Annotated in this window: 27 protein-coding genes; 11 read left to right on the forward strand and 16 right to left on the reverse strand. The window is 74.2% G+C overall.

The window, feature by feature from the left end; all coding sequences use genetic code 11:
- Nucleotides 1–26: 26 nt before the first annotated feature.
- Nucleotides 27–203: a hypothetical protein gene (locus NFX44_RS18600; RefSeq protein WP_262284818.1), complete on the reverse strand. Its 177-nt coding sequence runs from the start codon at nucleotides 201–203 to the stop codon at nucleotides 27–29.
- Nucleotides 204–340: 137 nt separating this feature from the next.
- Between NFX44_RS18600 and NFX44_RS18605 the strand changes: the two genes are divergently transcribed.
- From NFX44_RS18605 to NFX44_RS18615, 3 genes are all read left to right on the forward strand, one after another.
- The gene (locus NFX44_RS18605; protein WP_262284819.1) at nucleotides 341–1378 is read left to right on the forward strand and encodes an alpha/beta hydrolase; all 1038 of its coding nucleotides are present in this window, start codon (nucleotides 341–343) and stop codon (nucleotides 1376–1378) included.
- A gap of 35 nt (nucleotides 1379–1413) precedes the next feature.
- Nucleotides 1414–1941 (forward strand): nucleotidyltransferase domain-containing protein, encoded by a 528-nt coding sequence (locus NFX44_RS18610; protein ID WP_262284820.1) that lies wholly within the window; start codon nucleotides 1414–1416, stop codon nucleotides 1939–1941.
- 66 nt (nucleotides 1942–2007) lie between these two features.
- Nucleotides 2008–2973, forward strand: a complete 966-nt coding sequence (locus NFX44_RS18615; RefSeq protein ID WP_262284821.1) for a chlorophyllase — start codon at nucleotides 2008–2010, stop codon at nucleotides 2971–2973.
- A gap of 26 nt (nucleotides 2974–2999) precedes the next feature.
- Here the strand turns inward: NFX44_RS18615 and NFX44_RS18620 are convergent, their stop codons facing one another.
- The 3 genes from NFX44_RS18620 to NFX44_RS18630 all read right to left on the reverse strand — a co-directional run bounded on the left by NFX44_RS18620 (nucleotide 3000) and on the right by NFX44_RS18630 (nucleotide 5699).
- Nucleotides 3000–3962 carry a zinc-binding dehydrogenase gene (locus NFX44_RS18620; protein WP_262284822.1) on the reverse strand — a complete coding sequence of 321 codons (963 nt, stop codon included), beginning with the start codon at nucleotides 3960–3962 and terminating at the stop codon, nucleotides 3000–3002.
- Between the two features lie 75 nt (nucleotides 3963–4037).
- Nucleotides 4038–5213 (reverse strand): NADP-dependent malic enzyme, encoded by a 1176-nt coding sequence (locus NFX44_RS18625; protein ID WP_262284823.1) that lies wholly within the window; start codon nucleotides 5211–5213, stop codon nucleotides 4038–4040.
- Nucleotides 5214–5354: 141 nt separating this feature from the next.
- Nucleotides 5355–5699, reverse strand: a complete 345-nt coding sequence (locus NFX44_RS18630) for a S24 family peptidase (RefSeq protein WP_262284824.1) — start codon at nucleotides 5697–5699, stop codon at nucleotides 5355–5357.
- An 84-nt stretch (nucleotides 5700–5783) separates the two neighbouring features.
- On the opposite strand from NFX44_RS18630, the gene sodN reads away from it, so the two are divergent.
- The 3 genes from sodN (at nucleotide 5784) to NFX44_RS18645 (ending at nucleotide 7161) form a co-directional block, all read left to right on the forward strand.
- A complete protein-coding gene (gene sodN, locus NFX44_RS18635; RefSeq protein WP_262284825.1) occupies nucleotides 5784–6188 on the forward strand; it encodes a superoxide dismutase, Ni in 405 nt (134 codons plus the stop codon).
- Between the two features lie 65 nt (nucleotides 6189–6253).
- Nucleotides 6254–6721 carry an N-acetyltransferase family protein gene (locus tag NFX44_RS18640; protein WP_369015319.1) on the forward strand — a complete coding sequence of 156 codons (468 nt, stop codon included), beginning with the start codon at nucleotides 6254–6256 and terminating at the stop codon, nucleotides 6719–6721.
- A gap of 32 nt (nucleotides 6722–6753) precedes the next feature.
- Nucleotides 6754–7161: an ATP-binding protein gene (locus NFX44_RS18645; RefSeq protein WP_262284827.1), complete on the forward strand. Its 408-nt coding sequence runs from the start codon at nucleotides 6754–6756 to the stop codon at nucleotides 7159–7161.
- 25 nt (nucleotides 7162–7186) lie between these two features.
- Here NFX44_RS18645 and NFX44_RS18650 read toward each other — a convergent pair whose 3' ends face one another.
- Nucleotides 7187–7576 carry a hypothetical protein gene (locus tag NFX44_RS18650; RefSeq protein WP_262284828.1) on the reverse strand — a complete coding sequence of 130 codons (390 nt, stop codon included), beginning with the start codon at nucleotides 7574–7576 and terminating at the stop codon, nucleotides 7187–7189.
- A gap of 43 nt (nucleotides 7577–7619) precedes the next feature.
- On the opposite strand from NFX44_RS18650, the gene NFX44_RS18655 reads away from it, so the two are divergent.
- Together NFX44_RS18655 and NFX44_RS18660 are read left to right on the forward strand one after the other, a co-directional pair.
- Nucleotides 7620–8570, forward strand: coding sequence for a diacylglycerol kinase family protein (locus NFX44_RS18655; protein WP_262284829.1), 951 nt, complete (start codon nucleotides 7620–7622; stop codon nucleotides 8568–8570).
- A gap of 447 nt (nucleotides 8571–9017) precedes the next feature.
- Complete coding sequence (locus tag NFX44_RS18660) at nucleotides 9018–9275, forward strand: WhiB family transcriptional regulator (protein WP_088975879.1); 258 nt, start codon at nucleotides 9018–9020, stop codon at nucleotides 9273–9275.
- Between the two features lie 114 nt (nucleotides 9276–9389).
- On the opposite strand, the gene NFX44_RS18665 is transcribed toward NFX44_RS18660, so the two are convergent.
- The 4 genes from NFX44_RS18665 to NFX44_RS18680 are packed head-to-tail and all read right to left on the reverse strand — an operon-like array spanning nucleotide 9390 to nucleotide 12764.
- Nucleotides 9390–10151 carry a sirohydrochlorin chelatase gene (locus NFX44_RS18665; RefSeq protein ID WP_262284830.1) on the reverse strand — a complete coding sequence of 254 codons (762 nt, stop codon included), beginning with the start codon at nucleotides 10149–10151 and terminating at the stop codon, nucleotides 9390–9392.
- Nucleotides 10133–10897 (reverse strand): phosphoadenylyl-sulfate reductase, encoded by a 765-nt coding sequence (locus NFX44_RS18670; RefSeq protein ID WP_262284831.1) that lies wholly within the window; start codon nucleotides 10895–10897, stop codon nucleotides 10133–10135. Before NFX44_RS18670 ends, NFX44_RS18665 begins: the two co-directional genes overlap by 19 nt.
- Entirely contained in the window at nucleotides 10894–11052 is a 159-nt protein-coding gene (locus tag NFX44_RS18675; RefSeq protein ID WP_262284832.1) for a hypothetical protein, read from the reverse strand. Before NFX44_RS18675 ends, NFX44_RS18670 begins: the two co-directional genes overlap by 4 nt.
- On the reverse strand, nucleotides 11049–12764 hold the full coding sequence (locus NFX44_RS18680) for a nitrite/sulfite reductase (RefSeq protein ID WP_262284833.1): 1716 nt from the start codon (nucleotides 12762–12764) through the stop codon (nucleotides 11049–11051). The genes NFX44_RS18675 and NFX44_RS18680 overlap by 4 nt, the downstream gene beginning before the upstream one ends.
- Before the next feature lie 342 nt (nucleotides 12765–13106).
- Here NFX44_RS18680 and NFX44_RS18685 point away from each other — a divergent pair, with 342 nt between their 5' ends.
- Nucleotides 13107–14672, forward strand: a complete 1566-nt coding sequence (locus NFX44_RS18685) for a glycosyltransferase family 39 protein (protein WP_262284834.1) — start codon at nucleotides 13107–13109, stop codon at nucleotides 14670–14672.
- Nucleotides 14673–14703: 31 nt separating this feature from the next.
- Here the strand turns inward: NFX44_RS18685 and NFX44_RS18690 are convergent, their stop codons facing one another.
- Both NFX44_RS18690 and NFX44_RS18695 read right to left on the reverse strand, forming a co-directional pair.
- Complete coding sequence (locus NFX44_RS18690) at nucleotides 14704–16251, reverse strand: PAS domain-containing sensor histidine kinase (RefSeq protein ID WP_262284835.1); 1548 nt, start codon at nucleotides 16249–16251, stop codon at nucleotides 14704–14706.
- 25 nt (nucleotides 16252–16276) lie between these two features.
- A complete protein-coding gene (locus tag NFX44_RS18695; protein ID WP_262284899.1) occupies nucleotides 16277–17308 on the reverse strand; it encodes an SIS domain-containing protein in 1032 nt (343 codons plus the stop codon).
- A 184-nt stretch (nucleotides 17309–17492) separates the two neighbouring features.
- Between NFX44_RS18695 and NFX44_RS18700 the strand changes: the two genes are divergently transcribed.
- A complete protein-coding gene (locus NFX44_RS18700) occupies nucleotides 17493–19313 on the forward strand; it encodes a tetratricopeptide repeat protein (protein ID WP_262284836.1) in 1821 nt (606 codons plus the stop codon).
- A gap of 95 nt (nucleotides 19314–19408) precedes the next feature.
- Here the strand turns inward: NFX44_RS18700 and NFX44_RS18705 are convergent, their stop codons facing one another.
- Nucleotides 19409–21001: an MDR family MFS transporter gene (locus NFX44_RS18705; protein ID WP_262284837.1), complete on the reverse strand. Its 1593-nt coding sequence runs from the start codon at nucleotides 20999–21001 to the stop codon at nucleotides 19409–19411.
- A gap of 115 nt (nucleotides 21002–21116) precedes the next feature.
- On the opposite strand from NFX44_RS18705, the gene NFX44_RS18710 reads away from it, so the two are divergent.
- Nucleotides 21117–21686: a TetR/AcrR family transcriptional regulator gene (locus NFX44_RS18710; protein WP_262284838.1), complete on the forward strand. Its 570-nt coding sequence runs from the start codon at nucleotides 21117–21119 to the stop codon at nucleotides 21684–21686.
- 16 nt (nucleotides 21687–21702) lie between these two features.
- On the opposite strand, the gene NFX44_RS18715 is transcribed toward NFX44_RS18710, so the two are convergent.
- The 4 genes from NFX44_RS18715 to NFX44_RS18730 form a co-directional block, all read right to left on the reverse strand.
- A complete protein-coding gene (locus NFX44_RS18715; RefSeq protein ID WP_262284839.1) occupies nucleotides 21703–22215 on the reverse strand; it encodes a GNAT family N-acetyltransferase in 513 nt (170 codons plus the stop codon).
- Entirely contained in the window at nucleotides 22212–22427 is a 216-nt protein-coding gene (locus tag NFX44_RS18720; RefSeq protein ID WP_262284900.1) for a biotin/lipoyl-binding carrier protein, read from the reverse strand. The genes NFX44_RS18715 and NFX44_RS18720 overlap by 4 nt, the downstream gene beginning before the upstream one ends.
- Before the next feature lie 406 nt (nucleotides 22428–22833).
- Nucleotides 22834–23121, reverse strand: coding sequence for a mycothiol system anti-sigma-R factor (gene rsrA, locus NFX44_RS18725; RefSeq protein ID WP_154228517.1), 288 nt, complete (start codon nucleotides 23119–23121; stop codon nucleotides 22834–22836).
- 2 nt (nucleotides 23122–23123) lie between these two features.
- Nucleotides 23124–23930 (reverse strand): sigma-70 family RNA polymerase sigma factor, encoded by an 807-nt coding sequence (locus tag NFX44_RS18730; RefSeq protein ID WP_315974606.1) that lies wholly within the window; start codon nucleotides 23928–23930, stop codon nucleotides 23124–23126.
- Nucleotides 23931–24065 lie beyond the last annotated feature (135 nt).

Raw genomic sequence — 24065 nt, forward strand, 5'->3', positions numbered from 1 at the left:
TGGGGTGTGGGTGGGCAGCGGCCGGGTCAGCCCAGCGCCAGCCAGAGGATGACGGCGACCACCACGACGGCGGCCACGCCGATACCGGCGAACAGCGGCAGCCGGGACGGTGTCTCCGCCGCCGCCGGCGCGCTTTCGGGCGAGTCCACGAAGGCGCGGAACTGCGCGGTGTTGCCACTCGGGTCGGTGTAGTTCTCAGCCATGGGCGTGACCCTAGCGAAGCGGGGCGACCGGGATGATCCCGCCGGGCCGCGGACGGGCCACGCCGGTCCGGGCGGTGGAGGCGCGTCGGCCCGGTCGGCGGGGCCGGACCGGCCGCCCGGCCGCCTACCGTGAGGTGGTGAGGGTGCAGCGGCTGGCCGCCGCGCTGCTGGTGGCGCTGGCGGCGGGCTGTGGCCCGGCCGCCGCCACCGACCGGGTCCCGCCCTTCCGGCCGGCGCCACCGCGGCCGTACGCCGTGGGCGTGCGTCACCTCGTCGTCGACCCCGACGGCCCCCGGCCGCTGCCGGTCACCGTCTGGTATCCCGCCGAGCCCGGCGCCCGACCGCCCGCCGCCGCGCCGACCACCGCCCGCCGCACGGCCGGGCCGAACAGCGGCGCGGCCACAGCCGACCCGACCGGCGGCGCGGCCACCACCGAGCCCACCGGCGGCGCGGTGACGGCCGGTCCCGTCCCCCGGCCCGGCGCCCCGGTGGCTGCCGGGCGGTTCCCGGTGGTCGTTCACAGCCACGGCCTGCGCAGTCTCCCCGAGCTGCACGCCCCGTTGACGACCCGCTGGGCGGCGGCCGGGTTCGTGGTGGCCGCGCCGGCCTACCCGCGGACCAACCTGCGGGCGCGCGACTTCACCCGGGCCGACGTGCGGAACCAGCCCGCCGACGGCTGGCGGCTGATCCGCCACCTGGTCCGCCTCGACGCCCGGCCCGGGGACCCGCTGGCCGGGCACCTCGCGGTGGACCGGTTCGCCGCCGCCGGGCACTCGGCGGGCGGTTTCACCACGGCCGGCATGTTCACCTCGGGGCACTCCGCCCGGCTGCGCGCCGGCATCGTCATCGCCGGTGGCGGGGTGGCCGGCAGCTTCGCCGGCCCGGTGGCGCCCCTGCTCTTCGTGCACGGCGGCGCGGACCCCGTCGTGCCCGAGTCGGTCGGCCGGGCCGCGTACGCCCGCAGCCTCGGCCCGGCCGCCTTCCTGAGCCTGCCCGGCCAGGGCCACGGCGCGTACCTGACCCCGGGCCGCCCCGGGTTCCCGCAGGTCCTCGCCGCGACCACCGACTTCCTCCGCTGGACCCTCTACGACGACCGGCGCGCCCGGAACCGGCTGCCCGCCGACGCCCTCCTCCCCGGCGTCACCACCCTCACCACCCGTGCCCTCCCCGGGTGAGCTCGCGCCCCGCCCGCCTCGGTAGCCTCCCCCGGATGGACGGGCTGGCCGGGCGGCAACTCGACGCGATCCGCGAGGTGGTCGCGCTGACCGGCGCGGCCGGGATCGCGGTGTGGCTGCGCGGCGGCTGGGCGATGGACTTCCACCTCGGCGCGGTGAGCCGGCCGCACGTGGACGTCGACTGGTACTGCTGGCGGCGCGACGCCGGCTCGCTGGCGGCGCTTCTCGGCGGGCTGGGCTGGGCCCCCGACCCCCGGATGCCGGTCGAGAAGCAGCTCGACCTCCTCCGGGGCGACGTCGAGCTGAGCTTCGCGTACCTGGACCGGGACCCGGCGGGACGGGTGGTGGTCGGGGCGGGACCGTGGGCCGGCACCCCGCTGCCGGAGGGGATGCTGGACGCCCCGCCGGGCCGGATCGGCCCGCACACCGCTCCGGTGATCAGCGTGGCCGCCCAGATCGAGTTCAAGGAGATGTACCCGGTCTGGATGCCCGACCGGCCCCGCCGGGCGAAGGACGCCGCCGACCTGGCCCGGCTGCGGGCGGGGCGGCCACCGACCGGTTGAGGCGATCGCGTCACGCGGGGCGCGATGCCGGCCGGTCACCCGGGAGCGCGAGGCACAATCGTGTTCATGCGCCGTCGTCCCGCCGCCCTCGTCACCGCTGCCGCCCTGCTCAGCACGGGTCTGGCCGGCTGCTCGGGCGGTTCCGCCCCGGCCGGGCGAGCCGCCCCCGACGCCCCGCCGAAGGCCAGCGCGCCCGCGCCGCGGGTGCCCGCCGGGCACGCACCCACCGAGAGCTTCGCGGTCGGCGTACGCCAGTTGAAGCTGAACCGCGACGGCGACCGCCCGCTGCCGGTGACCCTCTGGTACCCGGCGCGGGGTGCGGCCGGCGGCGCGCCGGAGCGGTCCGCGCCGGCGGCATCCGGCCGGTTCCCCGTGGTGCTGTTCAGCCATGGGCTGGGCGCCCGGCCGGAGGACTACCAGGTGCTGCTGACCCGCTGGGCGGCGGCCGGGTTCGTGGTGGCCGCGCCGAAGTTCCCGCACACCGGCGCCGGCGGCGACGGCAACCCGCTCGACGTGCTCAACCAGCCGGCCGACGTGTCGTACGTGCTGACCCAGGTGCTCGCCCTCGACGGGAAGGCGGGCGACCCGCTGCGCGGCCGGCTGGACCCGGAGCGGGTGGCCGCGACCGGGCACAGCGCGGGCGGGGTGACCACGATCGGGCTGTTCACCGCCGGCCGGGACGAGCGCCTGGACGCCGGGATCGTCTTCGCCGGCACGGCGCTCGGCGTCGGCACCGCGTTCGCCGGTGCGGCGGCGCCGCAGCTCTTCGTGCACGGCGAGGCCGACGAGGTGGTGGGTTACGCCGCCGGCAAGGCGGTCTACGACGCGGTGCCGTGGCCGAAGGCGATGCTCAGCCTGCCCGACGGCGACCACGGGCGAGCCCTGCTCGCCGACGGTAAGGCGCTGCGGGTGGTCGCCGACACCACCGTCGAGTTCCTCCGCTGGACGCTCTACGGCGACGCGGCGGCGAAGAAGCGGCTCCCGGCCGACGCCACCCGCGGCGGCGTGGCCACCCTGGACGACCATCTCTGACCGGTCGCCCAGGGCGGCGTCGCCGGTCAGGCGGTGTGGTCGACGACGACCTTGCCGAAGGCGTCACCGGACTGCAGGCGGGCGAACGCCTCCTCGATCCGGCTGAACGGCACCACGCTGTCCACCACCGGGCGCACCTCGTGCTCGGCGCAGAACGCCAGGAGCTGGGTCAGCTCGTCGGGGGTGCCCATGGAGGTGCCGAGGATCTCCAGCTGCATGGCGAAGACCCGGCGCAGGTTCACCTTGGGCTCATGGCCGGCGGTGGCGCCGGAGACCACGATCCGGGCCATCGGGGCGGCCGACTTCAGCGAGTGGTCGAAGGTGGCCGCGCCGACCGTCTCGATCACCACGTCGACCCGCTCGGGCAGCCGGGCGCCGGGCTCCAGGGCGGTCGCGCCCAGCTCGGTGATCCGCTCCCGCTTGCCGGCGTCGCGGCTGGTCGCGTACACCCGCTTGCCGAGCGCGACGGCGAGCGCGACGGCAGCGGTGGCCACGCCCCCGCCGGCCCCCTGGACCAGCACGGACTCGCCGTCGCCGACCCGGCCCCGGGTGGTGAGCATCCGCCACGCGGTGAGCCAGGCCGTCGGCAGGCAGGCCGCATCGCTCGCCGAGAGGCCGTCGGGCAGCGGCAGCAGGTTCATCCGGGGTACGGCCACCCGCTCGGCGAAGGTGCCGGCGAAGTGCTCGGAGAGGATCGAGACCCCGCGCGGGTCGCCCCGGGTGGGCACCACGGGGTAGACGACCACCTCGTTGCCGTCCGGGTCGGTGCCGACCGCGTCGCAGCCGAGGATCATGGGGAGCTGGTCGGCGCTGAGGCCCACCCCGCGCAGCGACCAGAGGTCGTGGTGGTTGAGCGAGCTGGCGCGGACCTGCACGGTGACCCAGTCGTCCTCGGGGTGGATCGGCTCGGGGCGGTCGCCGACGGTGAGCGCGGCGAGCGGGTTGTCGGCGTCGAAGGCCGAGGCGAAGGCAGCACGCATGAGCGGCACCGTAACAAGCTGAGCGCGCGTTCAGAAGGGGACCTTCCCCACAAAAGCCGTGCGGATGGCCCCCTTCCGCGATGCTCAGCGGCGGGCGACCCCGTCGCGGCGGGCCGCCTCGGCGACCGCCTCGGCCACCGCGGGGGCGACCCGCGGGTCGAGCGGGGAGGGCACGATGGCCTCCGCCGTCAGCGACTCGGCCACCACGTTGGCGATGGCGTCGGCGGCGGCCACCTTCATCCCGTCGGTGATCCGGGTGGCGCGGGCGTCCAGCGCGCCCCGGAACACGCCCGGGAAGGCCAGCACGTTGTTGATCTGGTTGGGGTAGTCGCTGCGCCCGGTGGCGACCACGGCCACGTGCCGGGCGGCCACCTCGGGGTGCACCTCCGGGGTGGGGTTGGCCAGCGCGAAGACGATGCCCCCCGGGGCCATGCCGGCCACCGCCGCCTCGGGGATCTGCCCGCCGGAGACGCCGACCAGGACGTCCGCGCCGCGCAGCGCCTCGGTGATGTCGCCCTGCCGCCCGTCGGCGTTGGTGGTCTCGGCCAACTCGGCCTTGGTGCCGGTCAGCTCGCGGTGCCGGCCGATGATGCCCTTGGAGTCGCAGACCACCACCTGGTCCGGGTTGACGCCTCCGGCGACCAGCATCTTCGTCACGGCCACGCCGGCGGCACCGGCCCCGCTGACCGCCACCCGCAGGTCGCCCAGCTTGCGGTTGAGCAGGGTCGCGGCGTTGCGCAGGGCGGCCAGCACCACGATGGCGGTGCCGTGCTGGTCGTCGTGGAAGACCGGGATGGGCAGCGCCTCGTCCAGCCGGCGCTCCACCTCGAAGCAGCGCGGGGCGCTGATGTCCTCCAGGTTGATCCCACCGAACGAGGGGGCGAGCGCCCGCACCGTCGCCACGATCTCGTCCACGTCCTGCGTGTCCAGGCAGATCGGCACGGCGTCGACGCCCGCGAACTGCTTGAACAGCACCGCCTTGCCCTCCATCACCGGCAGCGCCGCGCGCGGACCGATGTTGCCCAGGCCGAGTACGGCGGAACCGTCGGTGACCACGGCGACGGTGTGCGACACCCAGGTGTAGTCGTCGGCCAGGGCCGGGTCGGCGGCGATCGCCTCGCAGACCCGGGCCACACCCGGGGTGTACGCGAGGGAGAGGTCCTCCCGGCTGGTGAGCGGCACGGTCGAGGCGACGGCCATCTTGCCGCCGAGGTGCAGCCGGAAAACGGGATCAGCGGGGTCCGGGGTGGACGTAGACATTGGTGACTCCAGGATCTGTCGAGCAGACGGACCGGCCGGCTCGGCACGCGTGGTCAGCGGCCAGCGGGGCGGCGGTGCGGGGGGGTCACCCGGGCACTTTCCGAGCATAGTCAGGCATGCCGCACCAGGGTGTGATCGGGGTCATATCCGACGCGGCCCGCCGGTGACCCGCCCCGGACGCGGCCAGTACCGAAGGACCACCCGGCCCCGCACGTCGGCCACCCCGTACGCGCGGGAGTCGTCGGTGACCAGGCCGTTGTCGCCGCGCAGCCACCAGCCGCCGTCCTGCCGGCGGACCGCGCGCTTGACCACGAGCAGGTCGGGGCGGCTGCGGAAGACCGCCACCACCACGTCGCCGGGGCGCACCGGGCGGCCCCCGGTCCGCACCAGCACGGCGTCGCCGTGCCGCAGGGTCGGGGCCATGGAGGGGCCGGTGACGAGAACGCGTACCAGCGGCCCGCGCAACCGGTGATCCACAGCACCCACGGGGTTTCACCTCCCGCCCGCCGGGGAGCATCTCCAGGAGTAGTGTCGTCTTGGATCATCGCAAACATCCCATGGAGGACCCTGATGCGCCTTCCTCGCATCCTTACGCCCCGTGTGACCGCCAGCGCGCACTGCGACCTGCCGTGCGGCGTCTACGACCCGGCGCAGGCCCGCATCGAGGCCGAATCGGTCAAAATGATCTGCGAGAAGTACCAGGCCAACACCGACCCGGAGTACCGCACGCGGGCCATCCTGATCAAGGAGCAGCGCGCGGAGCTGGTCAAGCACCACCTGTGGGTGCTCTGGACCGACTACTTCAAGCCGCAGCACTTCGAGAAGTACCCGAACCTGCACCAGCTCTTCAACGAGACCACCAAGCTCGCCGGCTCGGCCGGCGCCAAGGGCAGCATGGACCCGGCCGTCGCCGACCATCTGCTTCAGAAGATCGACGAGATCGCCAAGATCTTCTGGGAGACCAAGCAGGCGTGAGCCTGCCCGCCCAGGCACCGACGATCCGGCCGGCGCGTCCCGAGGACGTGCCGGCCGTCGTCGCCATGGTGCACGAACTCGCCGACTACGAACGCGCCCCCGAGCAGTGCCACCTCACCGAGGAACAGCTCACCGACGCCCTCTTCCCGACCGCTCCCGGTCGTGGCGCGGCGCTGTTCGGGCACGTCGCGGTGGATCCCGCCGACCAGCCGATCGGCTTCGCCCTCTGGTTCCTCAACTTCTCCACCTGGGAGGGCGTGCACGGCATCTACCTGGAGGACCTGTACGTCCGGCCCTCCGCCCGCGGCACCGGAGCGGGCCGGCTGCTGCTCGCCACCCTCGCCGCGATCTGCGTCGAGCGCGGCTACCGGCGGCTCGAGTGGTGGATGATCAACTGGAATCCGGCCGCCCGCTTCTACGCCGCGATCGGCGCCGCCCCGATGGACGAGTGGGTGCCGTACCGGCTGGCCGGGACGGCGCTGCACGATCTCGCGGAGCAGGCGACGGCCGCCCCCACGCGGGCGGAGGCCTGACCGGGTAGAGTCCCGCACCGGGGGGATGAGGCGTGACTCAACTGACCGGCCAGCGGACCACGGACGACGACATCGTGCACCTCACGGTGCCCGCCGACGGCGGCTACCTGGGCGTGCTGCGCACCGCCACCGCCGGTCTCGCGGCCCGGCTCCAGTTCGCCCTCGACGAGATCGAGGACCTGCGCATCGCCGTCGACGAGGCGTGCGCCATGCTGCTCGCCATCGCCACCCGCGACGCCGAGCTGGAGTGCCGTTTCGCGGTCACCGACGACGCGCTCACCGTCGAGGTGACCGTGCCGACCGTTCGGGGCGCGACACTTCCCTCGGAGTCGTCCTTCGCCTGGAAGGTGCTCACCGCGCTGACCACGGCGGCGAACGCCCGGGCCGCCGAGGGGCGGGCCACCATCTCCCTGCTCACCCGCCGCGCCTCCGGCTACTGACCGTCCCGCGCGGCGCGGCGCGGCGTCAGTCGAAGCCGAGCGCCCGGTTGGTCGGCGTGCTGACCAGCAGGCCGGTGACGCCGAGGCCGAGCGCCATCAGCGGCACGCCCAGCCAGCCCAGGCCGCCCTGGATCATGTACCAGCCGATCGGCAGCAGCATGAGCTGGAGCACGATGGCCGGCGCCCGGCCCCCGGACCGGCGGCGGGCCAGCGCGGCGCCGAGCGCCCAGAGCGCGACCGCCCCGGCGATCGCGAACGCGGTCACCAGCAGCGCCGAGGTCAGGTCGGTGGCGTGCGCCGTCAGGTCGGACCAGACCAGCCAGGCCGCGACCAGGCCGAGGGCCACCGCCTCGGCGCGCAGCAGGAGCACCGCCCAACGGAGCGTGCCGGGGACCGGCCCGGAGTCGATCGTCACGCGCGACACGATACCCGTGGGTAGGCGCGGTACAGTGCCGCCCATGCGGGCCGTCCTGGTGGTCAATCCGAAGGCCACCACCACCAGCGAGCGCAGCCGGGACGTGCTGGTCCGGGCGCTGCGCAGCGAAGTCGACCTGTCGGTGCGGTACACCCGCCGGCGGGGTCACGCCATGGACCTCGCGCGGGAGGCCGCGCAGGAGGGCGTCGACCTGGTGGTGACGCTCGGTGGCGACGGCACGGTCAACGAGGTGGTGAACGGCCTGATGGCCGCCGAGCCGCCGACCTTCCGCACCGGGCAGACCACGGCGGAGCGGCTGCCGGCGCTGGCCACCGTCCCGGGCGGGTCGACGAACGTCTTCGCCCGGGCCTTGGGCCTGCCGCGGGAGTGGCCGGACGGGACCAGCATGATCCTGGAGGGGCTGCGGCTGGGCCGCTCCCGCACCATCGGGCTGGGCCGGGCCGACGACCGCTACTTCACCTTCTGCGCGGGCTTCGGCATCGACGCGGCTGTCATCCAGCGGGTCGAGCGGGCCCGCAAGCGGGGCCGGGTGTCCACACCGGCGCTCTACTTCCGCTCCACGGTGAGCCAGTACTTCCTCGCCTCGGACCGGCGGCACCCGGCGATCTCGCTGGAGCGTCCGGGGGAGGCGGCGGAGACCGACCTCGGGACGGTCATCATCCAGAACACCGCCCCGTGGACCTACCTGGGCGACCGGGAGATCAACCCGAATCCGGAGGCCTCGTTCGACCTGGGGCTCGACGTGCTCGCGATGCGGCGGCTCAAGGTGGCCAGCACGGCACGCACGGTGACGCAGTTCTTCGCCCGGGAACCCGATCCGCACGGCCGGCAGGTGCTCCGACTGCACGACGTGGCCGAGTTCACCCTGCTCTCGGCCCGCCCGCTGGCGTTCCAACTGGACGGCGACTACCTCGGCGAGCGGGAAAAAGTCAGATTCGCATCCATCCCTGCCGCACTGAGAGTAATCTGCTAGGTCTCGGGTACTGCCGTCGGTTGACGCGGGCCACCGCAACCGCTTCGTGCGGGGCCGCCACGCCGAGGGAAGGTGCCGGAAATGTCAGCAACGTCACGCAGACCGTACTATATTGATCCTCGACTGTGGCACGCCGGGTAACCAGAGCGCTCTGAAACCCGGACAAAAGGGTGGTGAGCCCGCTCACTGTTCGGAGTTTTTCCGAGCGCCACCCTTGACATCGCGACAGTTCGTGAAAGTATTCACAAGCGAAAGCGTGTTACCGGGACATTGCCTGGATATGCTCGACAGGTTGAGCTGTTCCAGCAGGTCCACGGGTCGCAAGCCTGCTCACGCAGCGCCGAATTGATGGATGCTGACCGTCACCGATCGGCAATGCGGACGCATATAGGAATAGCAACGAAGCGTAATCTGGCCACCCATTTGAGAATGAGGAGTGTTGCCGCCATGGACTGGCGCCACGATGCCGTCTGCCGCGACGAGGACCCGGAGCTGTTCTTCCCGATCGGGACGTCCGGCCCGGCCCTCCTGCAGGTGGAGCAGGCCAAGGCCGTCTGCCGGCGCTGCCCGGTGACCGACCACTGCCTTCAGTGGGCGCTGGAGTCCGGTCAGGACGCCGGTGTCTGGGGTGGGATGAGCGAAGAGGAGCGCCGCGCGGTGAAGCGCCGCGGCGGGCTCCGGGTGCTGCGCGCTCACTCCGCCTGATTCGCACGCACGCGCACGCCCCGGCCGGGATCCCGGCCGGGGCGTTCTGCTGTCCGGACGCATGACCGCCGGCTACCCCGTCGGCGCCCTTGCTGATCATGATGGCGACGCGCGTCACACCGGGCTGCCGACCGGCGCGGCGTCGACCCGACGCAGCACCAGGTCGGCGAGTTCCGGCAGGTCGGTCAGCGGATCGGCGACCGCCACCGCGCCGGCCCGCTCCGCCGACGCGCGGACCGCGTCGTGGAACAGGCCCGGGGCCAGGAAGTAGGCGGCCACGGCCACCCGGCGGGCGCCCGCCGCGCGCAGCCGGGTCACCGCGACCCCGGTCCCCGGGGGCGCCGCCGAGGCGTACGACACCTGGCAGGGCACGCCCAGCTCGGCGCCGAGGGCGGCGGCCACCCGCCCCACCGAACCCCGCGCCCGCGGATCCCGCGTCCCCGCCGCCGCCAGCACCACACCGTCGAACCGGCCCGGCTGCGCCTCGGCCAGCCGCCGGCGCAGCCCCGCCAGCAGCCGGGCGTCCACCACCCCGTCCGCCGGGCCCAGCACGTCGGTCACCCGCACCTCGATGTCCGCGCCCCGCGCGCGGGCCGCCGCGACCGCCGCCGGGATGTCGACCTTCCGGTGGTACGCGGCGGTCAGCAGCAACGGCACCAGCACCGCCCGGGAGTGGCCGGCGGCCGCCAGGTCCCGCAGCACCGCGGCGGGGCCGGGGTCGGTGTGGTCCAGCCAGCTCGGCAGCACCGGGACGCCCGGACGGGCGGCCCCCACGGCCCGGGCCAGCGCCCGGGTCGCCGCCGCCGCCCGCGGATCCCGACTGCCGTGCGCGACCAGCACCACCGGCGGCTCGGCGGTCAGGTGTGCAGGCCGCACTCGGTCTTCTCGAACATGGCCCACCGGCCCGCCCGCGGGTCCTCCCCCGCCTTCGTGCGGCGGGTGCAGGGCCAGCAGCCGATCGAGCCGTAGCCCCGGGCGAACAGCTCGTTCACCGGGATGTCGTAGCGGGCGATGTACGCGTCCACGTCCCGCTGGGTCCAGGCCGCGATCGGGTTGACCTTGACCTTGCCGCGCCGCGCGTCGAACGCCACCACCGGCGTGTTCGCGCGGGTCGGCGACTCGTCCCGGCGCAGCCCGGCGGCCCAGGCGTCGTACCCGGTCAGCGCCCGCTCCAGCGGCTCGACCTTGCGCAGCTGGCAGCAGTCGTCCGGCGACTTGCTGAACAGCCGGGGACCGTACTGGCCGTCCTGCTGCCCCACCGTCATGCGGGGCCGGATCGAGCGCACGGTCACGGGCAGCCGCCGGGCCACCTCGTCGCGGACCTTGAGCGTCTCCGGGAAGTGCAGGCCGGTGTCCAGGAACACCACGTCGACCCCGGGGGCGACCCGGGAGACCAGGTGGGCCAGCACCCCGTCGGCCATCGAGCTGGTCACGCAGAACCGGTCGCCGAAGGTCTCGGCGGCCCAGCGGGCGATCTCCAGCGCCGGCGCACCCTCCAGCTCCCGGCCGGCCCGCTCGGCCAGCGCGCGCAACTCCTCCGGGTCCCGCCGGGCCGGGTCGGCCGGGGCCACCCCGCCGACACCGACCAGGCCCAGGCCGGCGGCGGAGCGCAGGGCGCTCATCGGGCCACCGCCCGGCTCAGCAGGCCGGTGAACTTCACGGTGAAGACCCGGGCGCAGGCGTGGCACTCCCAGGCGCCGTGCCCGGCCTCGTGCGGCCGCAGGTCCTCCTCCCCGCAGTACGGGCAGTAGAGAGGCGCAGATCGGGCATCGCTCATCGCAATTCCTCCTCGTCGACCCTGATCACCCAGTTGGCGAAGCTCTCGCCCTCGCTCCGGCCGGCCAGGTAGCGGCGGGCCAGTCGTTCCACGTACTCCGGAAGCTCGTCGGCGGTGGTCTTCAGGCCGCGCAGCTTGCGGCCGAAGCCGGCGGTCTGCCCCGCGGCCATGCCCAGGCCGCCGCCGAGGTGCACCTGGAAGCCCTCCACCTGCCGGCCGTCCGGGCCCACCACGAGCTGGCCCTTCAGGCCGATGTCGGCCACCTGCGTCCGGGCGCAGGCGTTCGGGCAGCCGTTGAGGTGGATGGAGATGTCGGCGTCGAAGTCACGCAGCCGCTCCTCCAGCCGGGCCACCAGCTCCTCGCCGCGCCGCTTCGTCTCGACGATGGCCAGCTTGCAGAACTCGATGCCGGTGCAGGCCATGGTGCCGCGCCGCCAGGCCGAGGGCCGGGCCTCCAGGCCGATCCCGCGCAGCTCCGCCACCAGCGAGTCGGTGCGCTCCGGCGCCACGTCCAGCACGAGCAGCTTCTGGTACGGGGTGAGCCGCACCCGGCCACTGCCGTGCGCCTCGGCGACGTCGGCCAGCCGGGCGAGCTGGGTGCCGGAGACCCGGCCCACCACCGGGGCGGCGCCCACGTAGTTGGCGCCGTCGCGCTGCGGGTGCACACCGATGTGGTCGACGGGCTTCGCCGGCAGCGGCGCGGACGGGCCGTCGAGCAGCGCCCGGCCCAGGTACTCCTTCTCCAGCACCTCGCGGAACTTCGCCACGCCCCAGTCGGCCACCAGGAACTTCAGCCGCGCCCGGTTGCGCAGCCGGCGGTAGCCGTAGTCCCGGAAGATGCCGACCACCCCGGCCCACACGTCCGGCACCTCGGCCAGCGGCACCCAGACGCCGAGGCGCTTGGCCAGCATCGGGTTGGTGGACAGCCCGCCGCCCACCCAGACGTCGAAGCCGGGACCGTGGTCGGGGTGCTCGACGCCGAGGAAGGCGATGTCGTTCGCCTCGTACGGGGTGTCGACCAGCCAGGAGATCGAGGTCTTGAACTTGCGGGGCAGGTTGGAGTACGCCTTGTCGCCGACGTACCGGCGGACGATCTCGTCGACCGCGGGCGTCGGGTCGAGCACCTCGTCCCGGGCCACCCCGGCGACCGGGCTGCCCAGCACCACCCGGGGGCAGTCGCCGCACGCCTCGGTGGTCTGCAGGCCGACCGCCTCCAGCCGGCGCCAGATCTCCGGCACGTCCTCGACCCGGATCCAGTGGTACTGGATGTTCTGCCGGTCGGTGATGTCGGCCGTGTCCCGGGCGAACTCCCGGGAGATGTCCGCGACGACCCGCAGCTGGGCCAGGCTCAGCTCGCCGCCGTCCACCCGCACCCGGAGCATGAAGAACTCGTCCTCCAGCTCGTGCGGCTCCAGCACGGCGGTACGCCCGCCGTCGATGCCCGCCCTGCGCTGGGTGTAGAGGCCCCACCAGCGGAACCGGCCGCGCAGGTCCTGCGGGTCGATCGAGGCGAAGCCCCGGTGCGCGTAGATGTTCTCGATCCGGGCCCGCACGTTCAGCGGGTCGTCGTCCTTCTTGATCCGCTCGTTGGGGTTGAGCGGCTCGCGGTGCCCGAGCGCCCACTGTCCTTCACCACGCGGCCGGCGGGGGGCCCGGGCGGCCGGTGCCGGGGTGTCGGGCCGGGTCGTGGTGGTGGTGCTGCTGACCGCCATCGCGGCGTCCTCCGTTGTCTGCTGTGCCTGAAAGCGCGGACGCGGCGGCCGGCCCTGGATGAGGGCCGAGGACGGCGATGTCGATGACGGCCGGCGCGGAACGCGCCCGAGACGGATGGGTCGGGCGTCGTCAGTGGGCCGGACAGATCGCGCTGCGGACACGGCCGTAATCGACGTGGCGACGGGCCACGAAGCGGCGGATGACAGCGGCGGTCATAGCCCACATGCTCCCACAGCCGTCGATGACCGGCCAATGACCGAGTGTGTGATCCCACATCACGGGCAGCGCGCGGATCGGCTTACCGGCCCGGCGGGCGGTCCCGTTGTGTGACGCTGCGGAATGTGACCCCACCCGCCGAGCCCACGCCGCCCGACGGCCGCCGGGACTGGCCGGTGTGGGCGATCCCCGGCCTGCTCACCCTGGTAGTCACGCTCGCCGGGATCGGGCACGCGCAGCCGTGGCGGGACGAGCTGGCGACCTGGAGCGCGGCCACCCGCCCGGTCCCCGACCTGGTCCGGCTGGCCGGCACGATCGACGCCGCCACCGGGCCGTACTACCTGTTCATGCACGGCTGGACGGCGCTGTTCGGCACCTCGCCGACCGCGTTGCGGCTGCCGTCCGCACTGGCCATGGCCGGGGCCGCCGCGCTCACCGCCCGGCTCGGCGCCCGGCTGGTCGGCGCCCGCGCCGGCCTGCTCGCCGGGCTGCTCCTCGCCGTGCTGCCGGCCACCTCCCGGTACGGCCAGGAGGCCCGCCCGTACGCGCCGGCCACCCTGCTCGCCGTGCTCGCCACGCTGCTGCTCGTCGGCGCGCTGCGCCGGCCGGCCCGGGGACGCTGGGCCGGGTACGCGGCGGCCGTCGCGGTGCTCGGCCTGCTCCATCTGATCGCTCTCACCCTGCTCACCGCACACGCCCTCGTCGTGGTGCTGGCGGCCGTGGGGGGCCGGCCGGCGGCAGGCGTGGAGCCGCCGCACGACCCGTCCGAGCCGGCCCCGTGTCCCCGGATGCCCGAGGCAGCCCCGGACACCGGTGCGCGCGAGGACGCCCCGCGAGCCGGCGGCAGGGGCGTCGGCCTGCTCTGGCGGTGGCTGGTGGCGCTGCTGCCGGCGGCGCTGCTGGTCGCGCCGCTGGTGCTGGTGGCCGGGGGCCAGCGCGGCCGCCAACTCGACTGGGTACGTCTGGTCCGCGTCGACGACCTGGCCGCGCTGCCCGGCGCGCTGGCGCAGAGCGGGGTGGTCGGCGGCCTGCTGGCCGGTCTCGCCGCGCTGGGGGCGGCCCGGCTCGGTCGGCGGGCGCTGCTGCCCGGTGCCGCCGTCGTGCTGCCGGTGCTGCTGCTCTTCGCCGCCGGCACGGCGGTGCCGCTCTGGGTGACCCGGTACCTCGTCTTCACGGTGCCGTTCGCCTGCCTGCTGGCCGGGGCGGCGCTCGCCGGCGTACGGCTGGCGCCGGCGCTGGCCGTGGTGACCCTGGCCGGCCTGCTGGGGCTGCCCGACCAGGCGGCGCTGCGGCGCACACACGAGTGGCCGCGGACCGCCCCGGTGGACTACGCGGGCGTGGCGCGGGTCGTCGCCGACCGGCAGCAGCCGGGCGACGCAGTCGTTTACTCGCCCCGGGACAGCTGGCTCTTTCCCGACCTGGGGCTGGCGTACCACCTGGGGGCGCGCCGGCCACGCGACGTGCTGGTGGTCCGCGACCAGCGACAGCGCGCGGACCTCTGGGCGGCCGAGTGCGACCGCCCGGCGGAGTGCCTGGCCGGCGTGGACCGGGTCTGGTTGGTGGTCACCGGCCGGCGCGCCGACCCGCTGGCGGCTGTGCCCGGCGCCAAGGGCGACGCGCTGCGCGACGCGTTCACGGTCCGCCAGGTGTGGCCCCGCCCCGGCCTGACCGTCGCCCTGCTCAGCCGGTGAGCCGCGACGGCCGCGGCGGCGAGGGCGGCGGTCAGCCGGCGAGCCGGTCGGCGGTGCCGCGGGCCAGGGGTACGACCAGCATGGCCTCGGTGCCGCCCTCGGCGCCGTTGCGCAGCTCGATGGTGCCGCGCAGCTCGCCGGTGATCAGGGCCCGCACGATCTGGAGGCCGAGGTTGCCGCCCTTCTCCGCGTCGAAGTGGGCGGGCAGGCCCCGGCCGTTGTCGGCGACCGAGACGTGCAGCTGCTTTCGGAACCGGTGCGCGGTGACCACCACCACCGGCTCCGGCGCGCCCTCGGTGCCGGGCGCGCCCTCCTCGCCGGCCGGCGGGAAGCCGTGCTCGACGGCGTTGAGCAGCAGTTCGTTGAGGACCATCACCAGCGAGGTGGCGATCTCGGCGGGCAGCACGCCGAAGCTGCCCCGGCGGCGCATGCCGACGCTGACCTCGGTGGCCGCGACCTCGGTGGCCGCGCTGGCCACCCGGTCGACGATGCCGTCGAACTCGACCGCCTCGTCGCTGGACATCGAGAGCGTCTCGTGGACCAGGGCGATGGAGGCGACCCGGCGTACCGACTCCTCCAGGGCGACCCGGGCCTCCGGCATGGACACCCGGCGGGCCTGGAGGCGCAGCAGCGCGGCCACGGTCTGCAGGTTGTTCTTCACCCGGTGGTGGATCTCCCGGATGGTGGCGTCCTTGGTGATCAGGGCGCGGTCGCGGCGGCGTACCTCGGTGATGTCGCGGACCAGGACCAGCGCGCCGATCGGCACGCCCGCGGGCATGAGCGGCAGCGCCCGGGTGAGCATGGTGGCGCCCCGGGCGTCGATCTCCCGCCGGGGCGGTGCCTCGCCGCGCAGCGCGGCGAGCACCGCGTTGCCCACGTCGGTGCCTTCCAGGGGGTCGGTGGCGAGCCGGCGGTGCAGCTTGGCCAGGTCCTCCCCCACCAGGTGGGAGGCATAGCCCAACCGGCGGTACGCGGACTGCGCGTTGGGGCTCGCGTAGGTGACCTTGCCGTTGGCGTCGAGCCGGACCAGGCCGTCGCCGACCCGGGGCGCCGAGGTGGTCTCCCCCGGGTGCCGGGGCGGCGGGAAGGTGCCGTCGGCGATCATCTGCGCCAGGTCGTCGGCGGTGGTCAGGTAGTTCAGTTCGAGCTGGCTGGGCGTACGCGCGGTGGAGAGGTTGGTGTCCCGGCCCACCACCGCCACGACCTCGCCGGACTCCCCGTCGGCGGTGCGCAGTCGCACCGGGATGGCCTCGTGCCGCGCGGGCACGTCGCCGTACCAGACCGGGTCGCCCTCCCGCCAGATCCGGCCCTGCCGGTGGGCGACCTCCAGGTGCGCCACCTCGGGCCCGCCGACGATCCGGCCGACCTGGTCGTCCAGGTACGCGGTCGGCGCGGTCGTCGGGCGGACCTGGGCCACGCAGAGGAACGTGCCGTCGCCGTCGACCGGCACCCAGAGCAGCAGGTCGGCGAAGGACAGGTCGGAGAGGAGCTGCCAGTCGCCCGCGATCCGGTGCAGGTGGTCGATGTCGGCCGGCCGGAGCGACGTGTGCTCCTCGGCGAGGTCACGGAGGGTGGACACGCTGAACAGCGTGCCACGCCGGGGCTCACATCGTCGCCGTGACCTTCTTCAACCCGCGCGGGGCGTCCGGGTCCTCGCCCCGGGCCAGGGCCAGGGCCAGGGCGAGCCGCTGGAGCGGCAGGATGTCGAGCAGCGGGGCGTACCGCTCGTCGACCTCGGGCACGGCCATCCGGGCGGTCGCCTCGACGTCGGCGGAGCCGACCACCACGACGTCGGCGCGGCGCTCGCCGAGCCGGGGCAGCACCTCGCGCATCGAGCGACCGCCGGGACCCGACCCGACCACGGCGAGCACCGGCACGTCCGGGTCGGTCATGGCGAGCGGGCCGTGCAGCAGGTCGGCGCCGGAGAAGGCGAGCGCCGGCAGGTAGGAGGTCTCCATCAGCTTCAGCGCCGCCTCGCGGGCCGTCGGGTACGCGTAGCCCCGGCCGGTGGTGACGAGCTGGCCGGCGAACCGGTAGCGCGGGGCGAGCTGGGCCGGGGTGGCGTCGGACAGGGTGCGCTCGGCCAGCTCGGGCAGGCGGGCCAGGGCCTCCCGCTCTTCGGCGGGAAGCACGCCGTCGCCGGCGCGTACGCCCTCGACGAGCATGAGCAGTGCGAGCAGCTCGGCCGTGTAGGTCTTGGTGGCGGCGACGGCCCGCTCGTGCCCGGCGGCGATGTCCACGCTCAGCTCGGCGGTGTCCACCAGCCGGGAGTCGGGGTTGTTGGTCACGGCCAGGGTGAGCGCGCCGGTTTCCCGGGCCACCCGCAGCACCTCGGCCAGGTCGGGCGAGCCGCCGCTCTGGCTGACACCGACCACCAGGGCGTCGGAGAGGTCGGGCCGGGCGCCGAAGACGGTGACGGTGCTGGGCGAGGCGAGCCCGGCGGGCAGGCCGAGCCGGATCTCGGTGAGGTAGGCCGCGTAGAGCGCCGCGTGGTCGGAGGTGCCCCGGGCGGTGAAGACCACGTGGCGGGGCCGGCGCTCGGCGATCACCGCCGCGACCCGGGCGATCGCCCCGGCGTGCTCGGCGGAGAGCAGGCGGTCGTAACCGGCCGGCTGCTCGTCGATGTCGGCGGCCATCCCGGCCCCTGGACGCGTCACGAAAGACCCCCTCCTGCGCGATTGCCGCGCGTTCGGTGCTCAGTCTTGCACCTTTCGGAGACGGTGAGCAATCGAACGAGCAGGAGTGCGCAGTGGATCACCATCCGGCCGCATGATCCCCTAGGCTTGCCCGGCTGGCGGACCGACCACCCGAGAGGACGACGTGCCCGAGGACGACCCCGTGCTCTCGGCGGAGGAGGAACTCGCACTGGCCCGGCTGGCGCTGGCCGAGGGAGACCTCCGGCACGCCGCCGAACACGTGGCCACCGCCCTCGTCCGGGCGCCCACGCTGCCCGAGGTGCACGAGACGCTCGCCCGGCTCGCCGCGGCCAGCGACGGCGACCTGGACCTCTTCCCGCTCGGCCACCACGCCTTCGTCGGCGCGGTGGTGGCCCGCGCCCACCTGCTCGCCGCCGCCGGCCGGCCCGCCGAGGGGCTCGACCTGCTGGCGGCGGCCACCGGTTACGCCCCCGCCGCCGAGTGGGCCGCCGTGCCCTGGGTGACCGCGCCCGACCTGCCCGAACGGCTCGACCCCGAGCGCACCGCCAAGATCCTCATGCAGGTCTGCGCGGCCGCGCCCGACCCGGTCCCCCGCCGGCTTCGCGACCCGCTGCGCCCGTACCTCACCCTGGCCCGCAACGCGGTCGCCGTGCACCCGGCCCACCCGCTGCTGCTGGGCGCGGCGTCCGCGCTGGCCCGGCGCCTCGGCGAGGTCGCCCTCGCCGTCACCTGGGCCTCCCGGGGGGTACGCGCACAGCCCACCAAACTCGGCGAGGTGTGGCTCGGGTACGCGTACCGCAGCGCCGGCCGGACCCGGGACGCGCTCGCCGCGCTGCAGCGGGCCGTCGCCCTCGACCCCGACGACCTGGCGGTCTACGCCGACATCGCCGGAACGCTGGCCGACCACGGCCGGCTCGACGAGGCGCTGGGCTGGATCGACCGGGCCCTGGCCAAGGACCCGACCTTCGACTGCGCCGTGCACACCGCCCACCGGCTGCGCTTCCAGCGCGACGGGGACGTGGCCCACCTGGTGGCCCTCGCCGACTTCGTGCGGGACCACCCCGACGACACCCACGAGCACGGCGACCTGGCCGAGTGCTGCCGGGGCCGCCCCTGGCTGGGCCAGGTGACCCCGGCCGGCGGCCCGGTGCTGGACGCGCTGCGCCAGGCGCTCGCCGCCGACGCCCCGGTGGCCGTACGCCTGGACGGGCTGGAACCGCCGAGCGCCATGCGGACCGCGGCCGAGGCGGCGCCGGGGCTGGCCGTCGAGGTGACCGCGGTAGCCGACCCGGACCCGCGCGAACCCCGGCGGGCCACCACCTGCCAGCTCTGGCGGTACGACGGCACCGTGGCCGCGCCCACCCTGCCCACCCCGTCGGCCGAGGCGGCGGAACGGATCCGGCAGCTCGCCCACCCGGCCTGGCCGCACCCGCCGGCCGCGTACGACGCCGCGGTGGGACTGGCCACCCTGGACCTCACCGACCTGCTGGGCGTGCTGGTGCACCCACCGGCCGCGCCGGCCACCGCCCTCGGACGGGTGCTCGCCGGCCAGGACCCGTCGCTCTGGGTGCGCTGCGTGCAGGTGTGGGCCTGCCTCGGCCTGCTGCACCACCGCACCGACGAGCCGTGGGCGGAGTCCACCCGGCGCCGGGTGCTGCTGGAACTGCTCTGGGGCGTGGAGGACTGGATCACCGAGGCGGCGATGTTCGCCCTGGTCACCGCCGCCTGGGTGGATCCCGCGGTCCGCCCCGACGTGGCCCGGGTGGTGGCCGAGCGGCTCGCCGACGTGGCGGCCGTGGCCCGCGAGCGCCGGGTGCCGATCGCGGTGTCGCTGGCCCACCTGGCGTTGGCCACCCCGGACCTGGACCCGCCCACCCGCGCCCTGGCCGACACCCTGGCCACCGGCCCGGTTCCGGCCGCTTCGCCCGGCGCCCTGCGCCGCCTCTGGCGCCGCCTCGCCGGACTCTTCCGCCGGCATCCCTGACCCGCCACCACCTCGGCCGGGCCTCGGGCGCAGCCCGGAAACGACGCGGCCACGCCGGACCCGGGGACGGGTCGGGCGTGGCCGCGGCGGACGGGTCAGGCGACGGGAGACCTGCCGAGGGCGGCCTCGGCCTGGTCCTCCGGGGTGGTGTCGGCGGGCGGGGCCTCGTTCGCCGAGCGCAGCGGGACCTCCTTGATGAACCAGGCGAGCACCGGGACCGCCACGGTGAAGAAGACCGCCCAGAAGAAGACGTGCGAGATGGCGTCGGAGAGCGCGCCGAGCACGACCTCCCGCACCGGCCCGGACAGCTCCTTGAGCTTCTCCAGGTTCATGGCGCCGCCCTCGCCGCCGCCCCCGCCGGCGAAGGCCGGACCGGCGGCGGAGTCCGCGAGCCGGTTGGCGAAGATCGCGCCGAACAGCGAGACGCCGAACGAGCCGCCGATCGACCGGAAGAAGGTGGCCGCGCCGCTCGCCGCGCCCAGGTCCTTCTGCTCCACGCTGTTCTGCGCGATCAGCATCGAGGTCTGCATGAGGAAGCCCATGCCGACGCCGAGCACGACCATGTAGAGCGAGGAGACGGTCTTGCTGGTGCCCAGGTCGAGCTGGGTCAGCAGGCCCATGCCGGCGGTCATCACCACGCCGCCGATGATCGGGAAGGCGCGGTAGCGCCCGGTCTTCGTGATGGCCCGGCCGACGACCAGCGAGACCACCAGCATGCCGAACATCAGCGGAAGCAGCAGCAGGCCGCTGTTGGTGGCCGAAGCGCCCTGCACGGTCTGCTGGTAGAGCGGCAGGAAGTTCATCGCGCCGAACATGGCGAAGCCGAGCAGGAAGCCGATGATCGAGATGAGGGCGAAGTTCCGGTTGCTGAACAGGCTCAGCGGCAGGATCGGCTCCGGGGCGCGCCGCTCGACCAGGCCGAAGGCCACCAGGGTGACCAGCGCGAGCGCGGCGAGGCCGAGGATCTGCGGGGACGCCCAGTCGTACTGGTTGCCGCCCCACGTGGTGACGAGCACGATCGCGGTGATGCCGACGGAGAGCAGCGCGGCGCCCAGCCAGTCGATCTTGTGCTCGGTGCGGTACTTCGGCAGGTGCATGGTGGTAGCCAGCAGCAGCAGGGCCACGCCGCCGAGCGGCAGGTTGACGTAGAACGCCCAGCGCCAGGAGAGGTGGTCGGTGATGAAGCCGCCGACCAGCGGGCCGGCCACCATGGCGATGGCCATGATGCCGGCGATCATGCCCTGGTAGCGACCCCGCTCGCGGGGCGGCACCAGGTCACCGATGATCGCCATGACACCGACCATCAGGCCGCCGGCGCCGAGACCCTGGACGGCCCGGAAGGCGATCAGCTCGATCATGCCGGTGTCGTTGCCGCCGAACATGCTGGAGCCGGACATGCCGCAGAGCGCGGAGCCGACCAGGAAGACGACCACCGAGGTCAGGAAGACCGCCTTGCGGCCGTAGAGGTCACCGAGCTTGCCCCAGATCGGGGTGGAGACCGTGGTGCCCAGCACGTACGCGGTGACCACCCAGGTGAAGTGGTCCGCCCCGCCGAACTCGAAGACGATCCGCGGCAGCGCGGTGCTGACGATCATGTTGTCGAGCATCGCGAGCATCATCGCGATCATCAGGCCGAAGAGGACGACCCGGACATTGGGTCTGGTCGCCACCTGGGCTGGTTGACTCATGGGTAAGCTCCCCCGAAGATCTGTGACCTACTTACTTGCCGTCCGGCTAGTTACCTTACTAGCCGGACGGTAAGTTGGTCAGTAGGAACCGTCAAGCGAATTGGGTGATGTACGGGTGAGGGAGAGCACAGGCGGCACGCGGCAACGCATTCAGGCCGTCGCGCTGGAGCTCTTCACCGAGCAGGGCTACGAGAAGACCTCGCTCCGGGAGATCGCCGAACGACTCGGCGTGACCAAGGCCGCCCTCTACTACCACTTCAAGAGCAAGGACGAGATCGTCAGCAGCTTCGTCGACGACCGGCTGCGCCGGATGGACGAGCTGATCGAGTGGGCCGTCACCCAGCCGGCCACCCTGGCGACCCGGCGCGCGCTGCTGAGCCGGTACGCCGACGCGATGTTCGCCGGGGAACTGCCCCGGGTCATGCGGTTCTTCGAGCAGAACCAGACGGTGCTCAAGAGCCTCACCGCCGGGCAGCAGATGCGCGACCGGATGATGCGGCTGGCGCACGAGCTGAGCCGGGGCGACGACTCCCCGGCCGCCCAGCTGCGCGCCACGCTGACCCTGTTCGCCGTGCACAGCAGCTGGTTCGCGGTCCGCACCCCCGGCATCAGCGACGACGAGCGCAAGAAGATCGCCCTCGAGGTCGCCGACGAGCTGCTCGCGAAGATCGCCGACGCCTCCTGAGCGGGGCGGGTCCGGGTCAGGCCGGGCGGGTCAGGTCCAGGCGCAGGCCGAGCAGCTCCACACCGGGCAGCGGGGCCCAGTCCTTCTCCGGCGCCCGCACGAAGCCCAGCCGCCCGTAGAGCCGCCGCGCCACGGCGGCCATCCCGCTGCGTACGCAGATCACCACCGCCGAGCAGCCCAGCTCGGTGGCACGCGCCACGCACGCCCCGACCAGGACCGCGCCGGCGCCCCGGCCCTGCGCGGCGGGGTCGACCGCCAGCATCCGGAACTCGGCCTCACCCGGGCCGGCGAGCTCGGCGAACGGGGTGCCGGGCAGCACGAACGTCACGGCGCCCACCACCTCACCGGTCACCTCGTCGACAGCTACCAGCACCTCACCGGTCTCCGCCCGGGTGGCCACGTCGGCCAGCACCGGCGCGTAGCCCGTCTCGCCCTTGAGCTGCCCGTCGGCCTCGTACGCGGCGACCGTCAGGCGGGCCACCGCCGGGAAGTCGGCCGGCTCCGCTCGTCGGACGCGCAGCCCGCTCAACCGATCACCGCGATCAGGTCACCGTCCTGCACGACGTCGCCCTCGTTGACCGCGATCCGCTGCACCACGCCGTCGGACTCGGCGACAACGGGGATCTCCATCTTCATCGACTCCAGGATCACCAGCGTGTCCCCCTCGGACACGGTGTCCCCGGCCGACGCCACGACCTTCCAGACGTTCGCCACCATCTCGGCGCGGATCTCCTCGGCCATCTCCGGGCCCTCCCTCTCCACCGCTGTCTGCTGCGAACGGTATCCAATCATGAGCCCGCTCACGCTCCGGCACAGCGCGCCCGGCACGCCGGTTCCGCCCCCGCCGGTCCCCCGCGACCCGCGTCGGCACTAGCATCAGCGCGGTCGGCTCCCGGCGCCCGGGAACCGGCACGCGACCTCCGCCGCGCTCGCCCGCGGCCGGACCGTGACCAGCACAAAGGAGGCAGAGCATGGCGAAGAAGGCCCGTAAGAAGAAGGCCCGTAAGAAGAGCGGCGCCAACCACGGCAAGCGCCCCAACTCCTGATCCCGGATCGGAGTCGGTGCCGGCCCCCGGGCCGGACACACGGGTGGCCCGGGTCCAGACGGACCCGGGCCACCGGTGATTTCAGCTCGTTGCCGCTGCCGTCAGTCGGCCAGCTCGCGGGACTCGGTGGTCTCGAAGACCACCAGCTCGGACAGGCGGACCCGCAGCCGCTCGCGCAACTGCTCCGGCGCGGTCTCGTTGCCGCAGCAGCGGGCGACCAGCGCCTTCACCTCCTGCTCGATGCCGTACTCGTGCAGGCAGGGCCCGCACTCCTCCAGGTGCTCCCGGATGAGGACGCGGCGCTCCTCACCGCACTCCAGGTCCAGGTAGAGGTAGACCTCGGCGAGCACCTCGCGGCAGTCCGTCTCGTGCGGCTTCCCACAGCTCACGGTCACACCTCCCGGCTGGCGGCGGCGGTCGAGCCCTTCGACGGCGCGGAGGTGAAGCCCCGCTCCGCCGCGTACTGCTCGAGCAGCTTGCGCAGATTACGACGGCCGCGGTGCAGCCGCGACATCACGGTGCCGATCGGCGTGCCCATGACGTCGGCGACCTCCTTGTAGGAGAAGCCCTCGACGTCGGTGAGGTAGACCGCCATGCGGAACTCCTCCGGCAGCTGCTGGAGGGCTTCCTTGACGTCGCTGTCCGGCAGCCGGTCCAGCGCCTCGGTCTCCGCCGAGCGCAACCCGCTGGACGTGTGCGACTCCGCCTCGGCGAGCTGCCAGTCGGTGATCTCGTCCGTGGGCGCCTGGATGGGCTGGCGCTGCCGCTTCCGGTAGGAGTTGATGTAGGTGTTGGTCAGGATCCGGTACAACCAGGCCTTCAGGTTCGTGCCCTGCTCGAACTGGTGGAAGGCGGCGTACGCCTTCAGGTACGTCTCCTGGACCAGGTCCTCGGCATCCGCCGGGTTGCGGGTCATCCGCAGCCCGGCAGCGTAGAGCTGGTCGACGAAGGGCATCGCGTCCCGCTCGAAGCGGGCCCTGCGCTCGTCCGTCTTCTCGGTCGTCAACCGCACGTCCCCTCGCGTCGGATGCTGTCCCGCCGAGGATACGCGTACCCACCTGTCGGCAGATTCACTTCCGGACTCTGTGCTGGTGCTCACGGCCGACGCCGTCGCGGGCCAGTCCGGCGCGTCCAGCAGCCGCTTGAGCTGCCGCGCGTCCTGTTCGTCCCGCTCCCGGCTCCGTGTCTCGGTCGGCACCGGTCACCCCCCTCGGCTGGAAAACGCATCCGGGGGTAGTAACGCTCGCCGCCGGGCCGGACATTCCACGCCGCCCCACCCGTTCCTGGTCCCCGCCTCGGCCGCGACCGACGCTGGGACCAGGAAGGGCCTGGG

This window comes from Micromonospora sp. MA102 (assembly GCF_025460765.1).
GTDB lineage: Bacteria > Actinomycetota > Actinomycetes > Mycobacteriales > Micromonosporaceae > Micromonospora > Micromonospora halotolerans.